Annotated in this window: 10 protein-coding genes; 6 read left to right on the top strand and 4 right to left on the bottom strand. The window is 42.0% G+C overall.

What is annotated here, in order from left to right:
- Window positions 1-342: 342 nt before the first annotated feature.
- The 3 genes from ACFFRD_RS28030 (at window position 343) to ACFFRD_RS28020 (ending at window position 7,778) form a co-directional block, all read left to right on the top strand.
- Complete coding sequence (locus tag ACFFRD_RS28030; RefSeq protein WP_392478871.1) at window positions 343-6,576, top strand: AAA family ATPase; 6,234 nt, start codon at window positions 343-345, stop codon at window positions 6,574-6,576.
- Window positions 6,577-6,803: 227 nt separating this feature from the next.
- Window positions 6,804-7,295, top strand: a complete 492-nt coding sequence (locus ACFFRD_RS28025) for a hypothetical protein (RefSeq protein WP_392478869.1) — start codon at window positions 6,804-6,806, stop codon at window positions 7,293-7,295.
- 336 nt (window positions 7,296-7,631) lie between these two features.
- Window positions 7,632-7,778, top strand: coding sequence for a hypothetical protein (locus ACFFRD_RS28020; RefSeq protein ID WP_392478867.1), 147 nt, complete (start codon window positions 7,632-7,634; stop codon window positions 7,776-7,778).
- Window positions 7,779-7,816: 38 nt separating this feature from the next.
- On the opposite strand, the gene ACFFRD_RS28015 is transcribed toward ACFFRD_RS28020, so the two are convergent.
- Complete coding sequence (locus ACFFRD_RS28015; RefSeq protein WP_392478865.1) at window positions 7,817-8,689, bottom strand: S-methyl-5'-thioadenosine phosphorylase; 873 nt, start codon at window positions 8,687-8,689, stop codon at window positions 7,817-7,819.
- A 421-nt stretch (window positions 8,690-9,110) separates the two neighbouring features.
- On the opposite strand from ACFFRD_RS28015, the gene ACFFRD_RS28010 reads away from it, so the two are divergent.
- Window positions 9,111-10,235, top strand: coding sequence for a metallophosphoesterase family protein (locus ACFFRD_RS28010; protein WP_392478864.1), 1,125 nt, complete (start codon window positions 9,111-9,113; stop codon window positions 10,233-10,235).
- 227 nt (window positions 10,236-10,462) lie between these two features.
- On the opposite strand, the gene ACFFRD_RS28005 is transcribed toward ACFFRD_RS28010, so the two are convergent.
- Window positions 10,463-10,894, bottom strand: coding sequence for a nucleoside deaminase (locus ACFFRD_RS28005; protein ID WP_114080326.1), 432 nt, complete (start codon window positions 10,892-10,894; stop codon window positions 10,463-10,465).
- A gap of 16 nt (window positions 10,895-10,910) precedes the next feature.
- On the opposite strand from ACFFRD_RS28005, the gene ACFFRD_RS28000 reads away from it, so the two are divergent.
- Window positions 10,911-11,834, top strand: a complete 924-nt coding sequence (locus tag ACFFRD_RS28000) for a nucleoside hydrolase (RefSeq protein ID WP_392478862.1) — start codon at window positions 10,911-10,913, stop codon at window positions 11,832-11,834.
- 29 nt (window positions 11,835-11,863) lie between these two features.
- Here the strand turns inward: ACFFRD_RS28000 and ACFFRD_RS27995 are convergent, their stop codons facing one another.
- Together ACFFRD_RS27995 and ACFFRD_RS27990 are read right to left on the bottom strand one after the other, a co-directional pair.
- Window positions 11,864-12,124 carry a hypothetical protein gene (locus ACFFRD_RS27995; protein WP_392478860.1) on the bottom strand — a complete coding sequence of 87 codons (261 nt, stop codon included), beginning with the start codon at window positions 12,122-12,124 and terminating at the stop codon, window positions 11,864-11,866.
- A 15-nt stretch (window positions 12,125-12,139) separates the two neighbouring features.
- Window positions 12,140-12,469 carry a flavoredoxin gene (locus tag ACFFRD_RS27990; protein WP_114080329.1) on the bottom strand — a complete coding sequence of 110 codons (330 nt, stop codon included), beginning with the start codon at window positions 12,467-12,469 and terminating at the stop codon, window positions 12,140-12,142.
- Window positions 12,470-12,572: 103 nt separating this feature from the next.
- Between ACFFRD_RS27990 and ACFFRD_RS27985 the strand changes: the two genes are divergently transcribed.
- Window positions 12,573-14,195 carry an ATP-binding protein gene (locus ACFFRD_RS27985; protein WP_392478858.1) on the top strand — a complete coding sequence of 541 codons (1,623 nt, stop codon included), beginning with the start codon at window positions 12,573-12,575 and terminating at the stop codon, window positions 14,193-14,195.
- Window positions 14,196-14,225 lie beyond the last annotated feature (30 nt).

Below are 14,225 nucleotides of genomic sequence, written 5' to 3'. Positions count from 1 at the left end.
TTCTTTTCCCACAGGATAGAACCTTGGAGGGAAATCAAGTGATAATCAGCTATTTACTTATTGGAAATCGCTGTAGTAATAAGCCAGGAAGCAGAAAATCATTTTCAAAAAATGGAGAATTAAAGCTTTAATGCCTTCAGCTTTTTGTAAGTCGATAAATTGCTTTTCTATTGGTTGTATATTTTTTGTATTTTCTGCTAACTAAGTTGCACAAAGAGCGATCGCTAACGTGTAGTTTTTCATCAGGCGATACATCCAAAGCGTAAATAATTGCCAAAGTTTGTTACAAAAAATGTCCTGTGGGGAATTCTAAACTGACTAGAAAAATTCCCTGAAAAAGTGATGAGCGCAAAAGTGGATGTAACTGTAACACTGTCAGGCTACCAAATTAGAGAGCAACTATACTCAGGTTCACGTACACTCGTATATCGCGCGGTCAGAGAAGCAGATAACCAAGCAGTTGTAATTAAGCTTTTAAAACGAGAGTACCCCAGCTTTAGTGAACTCGTACAGTTTCGCAACCAATATGCCCTAGCCAAAAACCTAGAGATTCCTGGGATTATTAAGCCCTACAGCCTAGAACCCTATAATAATGGCTATGCTTTGGTGATGGAAGATTTTGGTGGCATCTCACTGCGGCAATTTATTAAGGAACAGCCGCAACACTTAGAGCAATTTCTAATTATAGCCCTACAACTAACAGATATTCTGCACCAGTTACATCAACAACGGGTAATTCATAAAGACATTAAACCCGCTAATATCCTGATTCACCCAGACACCAAGGTGTTAAAGCTGATAGACTTCAGCATCTCCTCCTTGTTACCGAGAGAAACCACCGAAATCCAAAATCCAAATGTCCTGGAAGGGACTCTAGCTTATCTATCACCAGAACAGACAGGACGCATGAATCGGGGGATTGATTACCGCAGCGACTTCTATTCATTGGGAGTAAGTTTCTTTGAGCTACTGACAGGAACAGTGCCTTTTGATGCTCAAGACCCGATGGAATTAGTGCATTGTCATATTGCAAAACTTCCTCCTAATGTGTGTGATGTCAACTCTGAGATCCCTTTGGTTGTGGGAGAGATCATCCATAAGCTGATGGCGAAAAATGCCGAAGACCGCTACCAAAGTGCGTTGGGACTAAAACATGATTTGCATCTATGTATAGAAAAACTGAACGAAATAGGGAAAATTGAGCATTTCGCGATTGGAAAGCGAGATATAAGCGATCGCTTCGTAATGGCAGAAAAACTCTATGGCAGAGAGCAAGAAGTTAAAATACTACTAGAAGGATTCGAGCGGGTTGCCAATGGGACATCGGAGTTCATGTTAGTGGCGGGGTTCTCCGGCATTGGTAAAACGGCAGTGGTGAATGAAGTACATAAACCCATTGTCCGGCAACGAGGCTACTTTATTAAAGGCAAGTATGACCAGTTCAACCGCAACATTCCCCTCAGTGCCTTTGTACAAGCCTTCCGTGACTTAATGGGGCAGTTGTTAGGCGAAAGTGACACCCAATTAAAGCAATGGAAATGGAAGATTTTGACGGCGTTGGGGGAAAATGCCCAAGTAATTATCGATGTGATTCCTGAGTTAGAGCAGATTATTGGGCAACAATCCCCAGTGGTGGAACTATCAGGTAATGCTTCCCAGAACCGTTTTAATCTGTTATTCCAAAAATTTATTCAAGTATTTACTACAGTTACACATCCCTTGGTGATGTTTTTGGATGATTTACAGTGGGCAGATTCAGCATCACTAAACTTGATTCAGGTATTGATCGGACAAAGAGAAAGCGGCTTCATGTTATTGATTGGTGCATATCGTGATAATGAAGTGTCGCCTGCTCATCCGTTGATATTGACGTTAGAAGAAATCAAGAAAGCTGGCACTACAGTCAATACAATCACACTGGCTCCATTGAGTCAAGAAAGTTTAAATTCGCTAGTTACAGATACATTGCAATGTCCAGCAGCGATCGCTCAACCTTTAACCCAGCTAGTTTATCAAAAAACTCAAGGAAACCCCTTTTTCAGCACACAGTTTCTCAAGGCGCTACATGAAGAAGGAGCTATTGAGTTTGATCCTCAAGCTGGGCATTGGCAGTGTGATATTAGTGATGTGCAATTGCTCTCTCTGAGAGATGACGTGGTAGAGTTCATGGCAATGCAGTTACAGAAATTGCCAGTTGCCACTCAAAATGTCCTGAAACTCGCAGCATGTATTGGTAACTCTTTTGATTTAGCAACACTGGCAATTGTCTATGAAAAGTCTCAAGCTGAAACTGCTACTGACTTATGGAAAGCCCTTCAGGAAGGATTAGTAATTCCCAGCAATGATATTTACAAGTTTTATCAGTCAAAATCAGAATTGTTGATTGAGGAGAATGGACAGATCGAAGCAGATAATCAGGTGATTGCTTTCTACAAATTTCTGCACGATCGCGTCCAACAAGCTGCTTATTCACTCATCCCCGATAACCAAAAACAACTGATGCACTTAAAAATTGGGCAATTGCTTTTAAGTGTAATGAACGAAACGGAAAAAGAGGAAAAAATCTTCGAGATTGTTAATCAATTAAATAAAGGAGCCGATTTAATTGTCTTAGAAACAGAACGGGAGACATTAGCGAAGCTAAATCTAGCTGCTGCACAAAAAGCAAAATCTGCAACCGCTTACGTTGCAGCAATTGAATACACCACTAAAGGCATACAACTTCTCACAGCAAATTGTTGGCAGCAATGCTATGAGCTAACGTTGGCTCTACATGATTTAGCCGCAGAATTAACCTGTCTGAGCGGTTACTTTGGGCAAATGGAGCAGATAGTTGATGAGGTACTGCAAAATGCTCGTCAATTACTAGACAAAGTGAAAGTCTATGAAGTGAGAATTTTGGCTGATGTCGCTCAGAGTCAGCAACCCAAAGCCATTAAAACCGCTCTTTCTGCTTTGAAATTATTTGGAGTGTTGTTTCCAGAGCAGCCAACTGATGCAGATATTACTGAAAGTTTGCAACAGACTCAAGATATATTAAAAGGAAAACATTTAGAAGATTTGTTGGAACTGCCTGAGATGAAAGACCTCCGAGGTCTGGCAGTGATCCGAATTTTAGCAACTGTAACAGCAGCAGTCTATCAAGCGGTTCCAGAATTGCTGCCGTTAATCGTGTGCAAGCAGGTGAGGTTATCGGTTGCTTATGGTAATGCTGGGGTATCAGCACAGGCTTATGCTTGGTATGGAGTCATTCTGTGCGGTATTGGAGAAATAGATTTAGGCGATCGCGTTGGTGAACTGGCAATGGGACTACTATCACGCTTCGAGAGTAGAGAATTTAAAGCCAGCACGATTAACATGGTTTATCCCTTTGTGAAGCCTTGGAAACATCATATTCAAAATTCACTCGCTCCTCTGCTCGACGGATACCATAGCGGTCTGGAGATGGGTACTTTAGAATATGCTGCCTACTGTGCCTACAATTATTGTTCGCTGTCCTATTTTCTCGGCAAAGATTTGTCAATCTTAGAACCAGAGATGAAGGTTTACAGTCAGGCATTGGCTCAAATTAAACAGGAAGTTGCTCATAATTATCTAAGAGTCTTTTACCAATCCGTCTTAAATTTACTTGGACAGAGTAAGTGTCCTTGGGAAATTAAAGGTGTAGCCTATGACGAAGAAATGATGTTGCCCAAGCATCAGCAGGCTAACGATCTCTATGCAATGGGAACACTGTATATTAATAAACTAATTCTTTGTTACTTGTTCAATGAGTTGGAACAAGCAACAAAAGTGGCAGTTAATGCCAAACAATATTTGAATGGTGTATCCGGTTGTTTCATGATTCCGGTGTTTCACTTTTACGATTCATTAATTCATCTGGCGATATTATCCAATGCCCAAGGTAAGGAATGTAATAGTTTGCCCCAGGAAGTTGTTGGCAACCAAAAGAAGCTCAAAGAATGGGCAAACCACGCCCCTACAAACCATTTACACAAATTTTATTTGGTGGAAGCAGAGCAGTATCGGGTGTTGGGGCGAATGTATGAAGCAATGGATTACTACGATCGCGCGATCGCCTCCGCCAAAGCAAATGCATTTCTTCAAGAAGAAGCCCTAAGCAATGAACTAGCAGGCAGATTTTACCTCAATTGGGGCAAAGAAAAACTCGCCCAAGCATATATGCAAGAAGCATATTACTGCTACGCCCGTTGGGGAGCGAAAGCCAAAGTAACTGACTTGGAACAGCGCTATCCTCAGCTTTTGACCGCAATTGTGCAACACCCGCAACCATTACTTAGTGCATCTAACACAATTTTTGCCCCATCTTTTCATTCGACTCAAACCTCTAGCTCCAGCAATATTACAGAATCGCTCGATTTGGCAACCATTCTCAAAGCCTCTCAAACTCTTTCTGGTGAAATTGAATTAGAAAAACTCCTAATGATGCTGCTTCAGATAGTAATTGAAAATGCTGGGGCAGAAAAATGCGTGTTAATGCTGCTGCGGGACAATCGCTTGTTGATTAAAGGGACTGTCAGCGTTAATACTCAACCCATCGTTCTGCAAAGAATTCCAGTGGAGGAAAGCCACGACATTCCTCTGAGAGTGATTTATCACGTCAAACATTCCTTACAACCTGTGGTGTTGGCGGATGCCACTAATCATCCAGTCTTTGCCAGCGATACTTACATTTTGAACCAACAGCCAAAAAGCATCTTGTGTAATCCGATTCTCCATCGGGGTCAATTCGCAGGTATCCTTTATTTGGAGAATAACTTGACGACTGGGGCATTTACTAGCGATCGCGTCGAACTGCTTAACCTGTTATGTACTCAAGCCGCTATTTCTCTAGAAAATGCCCGACTTTATGAGCAGACACAACAAACACTGGTAGAACTGCGTGCCAGTGAAGCCCGCTTCCAGAAGGTAGTTGACAATATTCCAGGCATGGTGTTTCAATTCTGTCTGGCTACCGATGGCTCTTTCTGGACACCCTACGTCAGTTCGGGTTGCTATGACCTGTATGAGGTTGATCCAAAGGCAGTGATGGCAGGGGTACACAACATTCACCTCATGGCGCATCCAGACGATTCCTCAACTCTGGGACAGTTAGTTGCTGATTCTGGTCGAATGTTAACGCCTTTTAGTCACGAGTGGCGAATTGTGACTCCTTCAGGCAAAATCAAATGGATTCAATGTGTTTCTCGACCAGAACTGCAAGCTGATGGCTTGATTGTGTGGGATGGGGTGGTGATTGATATTAGCGATGTCTACGACGAGCTTCGTTTACGCAAACAAGCGGAAGCCGCACTTCAAGAGAAAGAGGAGTTTCTGAGCAGCATTTACAACGGAGCCGAAATAATCATCTTTGTTGTGGATGTGTTGGATAACGATCGCTTCCATTACGCCGGATGGAACGCTGTTGCGGAACGAGCCTCTGGAATTCGTAGTGCTGATGCCGTAGGCAAAACGCCCACTGAAGTCCTTGGGGCAGAACAGGCCCAGACTATCCAACAACGGCTTGCTGAGTGCGCCAGAACGGGAATGCCCCTTTATTATGAGCATTGCCTAACCTTTGATGGGCAGGAAACCTGGTGGTTTATCAACTTCAACCCACTCAAGAATACTGAGGGACAGATTTACCGGGTTATTTGCACAAGCTTTGACATTAGCGATCGCAAACGCGCCGAAGTCCAATTGAATCATCGCACAGCAGAATTAGAGCAAATCCTGCAACAACTCCAGCACACCCAAACCCAGATGATCCAATCCGAGAAAATGTCAGGATTGGGGCAACTTGTGGCAGGTGTTGCCCATGAAATCAACAACCCAGTCAACTTTATCTTCGGCAATCTTAGCCATGCAAATGAATACACCAAAAATATTCTGAGACTCCTGGAACTTTATCAGAAATATTACCCAATTCCCGACTCTGAGATTCAAAAAGAAGCCGAAGCGATGGACTTGGAGTTTTTAGTAGAAGACTTACCCAAACTTATTTATTCCATGCGAGTTGGAGCAGAACGCATTCAAAAAATTGTTGTCTCTCTACGCACTTTCTCGCGCATGGATGAAGCCGAGATGAAAGAAGTCAATATTCATGAGGGCATTGATAGCACACTGATGATTCTGCAACATCGACTGAAAGCTAAACCTGATTCTCTTGGCATTGAGATTGTCAAAGCTTATGGAGAGTTACCGTTAGTCGAATGCTATGCCGGACAACTCAATCAAGTGTTTATGAATCTTTTGAGCAATGCCATTGATGCCCTAGAAGAAGCGAACGCTCAAGACCAAACCTTAACTCCTACTATTACGATTAGCACTTACCTGGTAGAAAACAAACAAGTTGTCATTAAAATTGCAGATAATGGCCCCGGAATTCCTGCTCATATCAAGCAAAAATTATTTGATCCATTCTTTACGACAAAAGCTGTCGGCAAAGGTACAGGAATGGGACTTTCTATTAGTTATCAAATTGTGGCTGAAAAACACAAAGGCACATTACATTGTGTTTCCGAACCGGGACAGGGAGCCACATTCATTGTGATTATTCCGATTTGCCAATCTTGATCAGGAGCAACGCGAAAAAGTAAGTGGGATTATGATGATTTGTCATTTGTCATTTGTCATTGGTCATTTGTCATTTGTCATTTCTTATTCTCCCCTGCTCCCCTGCTCCTTTCAAAGGTAGGTATTTAAGAAAGGGGCAAATTAACAGGTAAAATACAGAACTGATGTCAGTCCGCAAAAATATACAAGGCAGATGCGGAGCAGAATTAAAGGCTGTAGGAGGGTAAATGCAGATAGGAAAAAGTGAGGAATTAAGACAATGGACTAGAAAAGTCATAGAAAAAATGCCGAATCTCACAAAGCCGCAAGCAGTAGTACTGGCAATGTGGAGTTTTGGGATAGTGATGACTCAATCAAGTGGACTAACAACAGTTTCAGTATTTTTAGCAGAGTTGCTGGGTAAAAAAGAGAATACTGTGCGCCAGCAACTGCGAGAATGGTATCGAGATGCTGAGGATAAAACGAAGACAGGACGGACTTCATTAGATATTACAACTTGTTTTAGTCCACTACTGTGCTGGATTTTAAGCCTTTGGCCGCAGAACGAAAAGCGTTTGGCTCTGGCAGCAGATGCCTCGACTTTGAGCGATCGCTTTACTGTACTAGCAATTAGTATTGTTTACCGAGGTTGCGGAATTCCTATTGCTTGGAAAATAGTAGAAGCAACTAAACCAGGGAGGGGATTAAGGGGGGTAATTAGACTTGTGTATACACCGTAACCGAGTCGGAGAGGGACGGTTTTGCTTAGTAAAACCAGGAAGAGGTCTTTGATGGAGCTACGCAAAGAGATTTCTGTAATGAGCAGCCCCAACTTAGAATAAATCTGCCAGACACCACGAACAAGCAAAGCTTCATAACGAAATTTATGCGTTTGTTGATGAAACTCATAAGTTTACGTGTTGTCACTTATATGATTTTATAATAATGGTACGTCACCGAAGAATTTGATAGTGCGTAGGCGTAGCCCTTCTCTACGAGAGGCTGCGCTCAGGAACCACCCGTTGTAGCGATCGCTTTTGCTCTAATATGGTTCGGTTAAGGTTTTTAATGAAATAATGAAAATTCTAGATCGCAATGATGTGATAAATCATCACAAAGACGCGATAAATCGCCGTCTCTACAATAATCAGTTGTTTGTAGAGATGGTGATAAATCGTGTCTCTTGCCTTAACCGAACAGTATTAGCTCTTGATGTAATCTGAGAAAATACGTCGTAGCGATCACTAATTCACTACCAATATTACAAATACTTCTGCAACAATAACCCTAACTTTTCCTTCGTCGCGGCTGGTGCTTTATCCAACTGAGTCAAAATCGCATACTGCAACGCCGAATGCGCCTCACTCGGTGGGGGATTTTCACTCAAGCGCCGCACAGTTTCTTGAATCACCTTTTGAGCATTCACAGCATTCCGCAGCAAATTGCCAATTACCAATTCCACCGTCACACTGTCGTGGTCTGGATGCCAACAATCATAATCTGTCACCAGCGCTAAAGTTGCATAAGCAATTTCCGCTTCCCTTGCCAACTTCGCCTCTGGTAAATTCGTCATCCCAATGATTGTTGCATCCCAACTGCGGTAAAGATTCGATTCTGCCTTAGTGGAAAAAGCTGGCCCTTCCATGCACACATAAGTGCCGCCGCGATGGAGAGTAACTTCTGGTAAATTGAGAGATGCGATCGCATCTGCCAACACAGCAGCTAAATTCTTACAAATCGGATCGCCAAAGGCAATGTGAGCCACAATTCCCTCACCGAAAAACGTTGAAATCCGATTTTTCGTTCTATCAATAAACTGATCTGGCACCACCATATCCAGTGGTTTCGCCTCTGCTTTCAAGGAACCCACAGCACTAGCTGAAATTAAATACTTCACACCCAATTGCTTCATCGCATAGATATTAGCGCGAAACGGTAACTCAGAGGGTAACAGCGTGTGATTGCGGCCATGACGCGCCAAGAAAGCTACCCGTGTACCATCCAATGTTCCCAGAATCAAAGCATCAGATGGTGAACCAAAAGGAGTTTGGATATGCACTTCTTCGACATCTTTGAGCGCATCCATTTTATACAGACCACTGCCACCAATAATCCCAATACTAGCTTGTGCCATGATTCTGAACCTGTTCCTTGCTGATCTGCTAAGTTATTTTACCGAAAAGGGGAGTAGCAGAGAAGCCAAGAAACAAAGCAATGTCTACGACGGGTGGTTCCTGAGCGCAGCCTATCGTAGAGAAGGGCTACACTTACCGATTTCGTGCTGCTAACAATATTGAATTGTTTGCGTGCAGATAAAAGCGATCGCTCAGTTATTTGAGCGTTGATTATTAAATCTTTAAAATCAAATCTCCCATAGTTTTTGCAGATTAACGGTTATGATTTGTACTGAAATTAATCGTTATTATAATCTGTAATCAATACTTAATGTATACAAATATTAAGTAGATGCACTCCTGAGCAGCGAAACAAACCAAGCGTTATACTTTTGGGAAAAGGCTTATTTTAACCCCTGCTTTTAACATTTTCATAAATCAATGACTCTCAATTTTCGCTTTGCGGTAGTCAGCGACTTACACCTGGCACTTCCTCACACAATCTGGGATCATCCTAGCCGTTTTCATCTGGTAGAGGTCAGTATATCGGCGTTTCAAAGTGTACTGGAACATTTAATACAACTCGATTTAGATTTCTTATTGTTGCCAGGAGATTTAACCCAGCACGGCGAACCAGAGAACCACGCCTGGTTAAAACAATGTTTAGCCAAGCTACCTTTTCCCGTCTATGTTGTTCCTGGTAATCATGACGTTCCCGTGATGTTGGCCGATAAGCAATCAATTGCTTTTGCGGATTTTCCCTACTATTACACAAAGTTTGGCTATGAAGACCCGCAGCAAATGTACTACATTCGTCAGTTACTCCCTGGAGTTAAGCTGATTGGACTGAATTCTAACTTCTTTAATGACCAGGGTGAGCAAGTGGGGTGTTTGGATGCCAGACAGCTACGGTGGTTAGAAGAGGTACTGGCGGCATCTGTTGATGAATTAGTTTTGGTGATGGTGCATCATAATGTAGTGGAACATTTGCCTAATCAAGCGAACCATCCACTGGCAAATCGCTATATGTTGTCCAATTCAGCAGAACTTTTACAGTTGCTGAGGCGCTATGGAGTCAAACTAGTATTTACGGGGCACTTGCACGTTCAGGATATTGCTTACTCAGATGGAGTATATGATATTACCACTGGTTCTTTAGTGAGCTATCCTCACCCTTATCGGGTGCTAGAGTTTCATCGGGATAACCAAGGTAAAGAATCGTTGCAAATTGTATCTCATCGGGTAGAGTCAGTGCCTGATTTCCCCGACTTGCAACAGTCATCGCGGCAATGGATGGGCGATCGCTCTTTTCCCTTTTTAGTCAAGCTACTAACTCATTCTCCATTAAACTTACCACTATCACAAGCGAAAAGATTAGCTCCTAGTTTGCGAGACTTCTGGGCAACTATTGCCGATGGAGATGCAGTATTAGACTATCCCCAGTTTCCATTAGAAGTGCGTCGCTATATTGAGACTTATAGTGCATCAGCACAGTCCAACCCAGGCATGGCCACTGGTGGAACTCTTACACTGATTGATAATAACAGCACACTTTTGCTGCGTTAGGAGTGATGATTATCCGTGTGAAGGTAACTTTTTTGTCTGGGGTGAATGCTTGGCAGTCGAGTAGCTGATTCTGCTGTATTTTTTTAGATTGCGATGACCTGCGGTCGGTCGGAGACCATCGCCTCCGGCGGGCGGTTACGCCATCGCTCCTGCCATAATTCTCCTATCAAAAGTAACCAAGACGCGGGCTACTCCTAACTCTTGTACAGACGCGATTAATCGCGTCTCTAATTACCGATATCTTCATTCCAAAGTTCGGGATTCGTTTCAATAAACTCACTCATCATTTGTTCGCAATCGTCAAGATTAAGATCAATTACTTCCACACCGTGAGATACCATAAATTCTTTAGCACCAGGAAAAGTTTGGGATTCTCCGACGATGACTTTTTTAATACCAAATTGCACCACAGCCCCAGCGCACAAGTAACACGGCATTAAAGTTGAATAGAGTGTAGTACCTCTGTAGCTGCCAACTCTCCCAGCATTGCGGAGACAATCGATTTCCGCGTGCGTAACAGGATCGCCATCTTGTACACGTTTATTGTGTCCTCTGCCGAGAATTTTGCCATCTTTGACGAGAACCGAACCAATAGGAATTCCACCTTCTTGTCTGCCTTGTTTTGCTTCTTGAATCGCAGCTTCCATAAACTCATCCATATTAATATCTCCTTTTATGTCAAAACAACTTGTATTAATGGATCACGATGGCGGTGTAGATGACTATCTGGCAACTATGCTGCTTTTGACGATGGATCATATCGAACTCCTTGGTGTTGTCGTCACTCCAGCAGATTGCTACATTCAACCGGCTGTTAGCGCCACACGTAAAATTCTCGATTTGATGGGATTTTCTCATATCTCGGTAGCAGAAAGCACTGTGCGCGGCATCAATCCATTTCCTACTCTCTATCGCCGTGATTCCTTTATCGTTGACCATCTCCCTATTCTCAATCAAAGCGAAACCATTACTACGCCTCTAGTTGCCGAAACAGGTCAAGATTTCATGATTAAGGTGCTGCGCGAGGCATCAGACCCCGTAACGTTGATGGTAACTGGGCCGTTGACTACCGTCGCAGTAGCTTTAGACAAAGCACCGGATATTGAAGCCAAGATTCACAAAATTGTGTGGATGGGAGGTGCTTTGAATGTTGGTGGCAATGTAGAAAAAAGTCTAGAACCTGGACAAGATGGTTCCGCCGAATGGAATGTTTATTGGGACGCGGTTTCAGCAGCGCGGGTATGGCAAACCAAAATTGAAATTATTATGTGTCCTTTGGATTTAACTAATAATGTCCCAGTTACATCGGAGTTAGTATACAAAATGGGACGACAACGCCACTATCCCATCTCTGATTTAGCAGGACAATGTTATGCGCTAGTTATCCCCCAAGATTATTATTTTTGGGATGTGCTGGCAACAGCTTATCTAGGACACCCAGAATATTATCAATTGCGCGAATGGGAAACAGAAATTATCACCACTGGAGTCAGTCAGGGAAGGACTAAAGTAGTTCCTGGCGGTCGGAAAATTTATGCGATAGATAAGGTAGATAAAGAGGCTTTTTATGATTATATTTTGCAACAATGGGCAAGATAAAAACCTAAAAAATTAAGTGGCGTGGATACTCAAACTTGTGCCTCCACAACAAAATTCTCAACTTGTGTGATTCGATCCCAATCAATGGCAGCAACCCACAACTTCTCCTCTTCGGAGAACTGCACCACTCCATTAACTTCCAAATCCTCGCTATATATCGTGAGTAACTGCCCATCTCGTAGCTCAATACTTTGATTCGCTAAGTCTTCGATTGTACCAATACAGTTCAAACGCAAACGCCCTTCAGCATCAGCATTATGAAAATCTGCAAAAACTCTAGGGTTAATCATTCTATGTGATCCAAACTATAACTGCTGCTTTGCTGGATTTGGAACAGTAGGTGTAAGGAGTTGACTAACTTGCTGCGGGTTTAAACCCCTTAATGTTGCATGATTAGCACTTCTACCGGATGTTCGGATTACATCACCACCTGCTTGGCGAACCTTGCCAACTGTTGTTACACCAATCTGACCATGAGGAATACTCGATGCCAACTCCGCTACTGACGATCCTACTGCACATTCCACAGAAATTCCTGTTATGCCACTGGGATGAGTACCTATTCCACGTCGAATATCCTCTGGACTATTACGCCCTCCCCGAACTACCAATGCTTCATCTGGAATTATTGTCACAAGTGTAGTGTTTTTGATTAAAGATTAGAATTTGACCGATACTTCATGGATTGCATTGTATGCTACAAATTTAAAGAATCGTTAGGCTGCTAAGGGTAACTATATGTCAATTGAAGTAGTTGAAATTACCTCTAATCAATTAAATCAGATACTTATAGTTGAGGAAAGCCATTTTCGCGACCTAAAGTCGATAGATATACAGCCAGGAAAATTATGTAAGTTTATTTCTGGATTTGCCAATGCAGATGGTGGAGAACTGTTCATTGGTATTGATGAGGATACTGTAGAAGGCAAAAAAACAAGAGCTTGGCGAGGTTTTACCGATCAGGAAGCTGCAAATGGGCATTTACAAATTTTTGAACAACTTTTTCCTTTGGGAGATGGTTATTCATATACATTTCTAATTTCTGAAGGCTGTCCTGGTTTAGTTCTGCAAGTTACTATTTTTAAATCACGAGGAGTAGTAGAGGCTTCGGATAGTGTTCCCTATCTAAGACGTGGCGCACAAACTCTGCCTATTAAAACTGAACAAGCTTTAGAAAGATTAAGATTCGACAAAGGTATCGAGTCATTTGAGAGAAGAACTATTGACGTAGAACTAGAGGTAATTACAACATCACAGGTAATGTCTAAATTTATTAGTGTTGTAGTTCCAACTAGCGAGGCTGAATTGTGGCTCAGAAAACAACAATTAATTCAGAAGAATAAACCAACCGTTGCAGGTACTCTACTGTTTGCTGATGAACCTCAAGCTATTTTTCCAAAGCGTTGCGGAATTAAAATTTATCGATACAAAACAAAAGATATAGAGGGCACAAGAGATACTCTTGCCTTTGACCCGATAACTATTGAAGGTTGTCTATACGAGCAAATTCAGCAAGCAGTAGCTAAAACAATAGAAGTTGTTGAAGAAATTCCAAAAGTAGGAGACACAGGATTAGAATTAATCAGCTATCCAGAAGAAGCTATTCATGAAATTATAACAAATGCTTTGTTACATAGAGACTATAGTATAGTATCTGATACTCATATTCGCATTTTTGACAATAGGATTGAAATTGAAAATCCAGGTAGATTACCTGGTCATATTACTGTAAAAAATATTCTCAAAGAGCAGTATGCACGGAACGGAGCTATTGTTCGTATAATCAACAAATTTCCCAATCCACCTAATAAAGATGTTGGAGAAGGTTTGAATACTGCTTTTCAGGCAATGGCTAGGTTGAGACTGCAACCTCCTGAGATATATGAAACCGAAACCTCTGTAGCTGTACATATTAGACATGAACCTCTAGCTTCAGTAGAAGCAACGATAATGTTTTATTTAGAAAAGCATAAAGAAATTACTAATAAAATTGCTCGAAATGAAACTGGAATTCGTTCAGAAGGAACTATCAAGCAAGCATTTTATAGGTTAAAAGATAGGGGACTTATTGAGGCTGTTCCTGGGAGAGCAAGAAGTAATGCAGCTTGGCGTAAAATTGGAATTAATGACACAGATTCAGAAAATACAATCTCAATGTATGAAATGTATCCACAGTATGAGCAAATAGTCATGGACTATCTTGTAGATCATGAAGAAATAGATAATCGTATTGCTCGACAAGTGACTGGGATCGAATCAGGTACAGTAATGAAAAATATTTTTTATAGGTTGCGGAACAAAGGACTTATAAAAATCGTGCCAGGGAAATCGCGTATCAATGCCAAATGGTGCAAAGTTTAAACCTATCTCAAGCATTATTCTTGTTAAAGC

Source organism: Nostoc sp. C110 (genome assembly GCF_043099725.1).
In the GTDB taxonomy this organism is placed as follows: Bacteria; Cyanobacteriota; Cyanobacteriia; order Cyanobacteriales; family Nostocaceae; genus Nostoc; species Nostoc muscorum_A.
The sequence above is the reverse complement of the archived record's forward strand: the minus strand, read 5'-3'. Positions and strand labels throughout refer to the sequence as shown.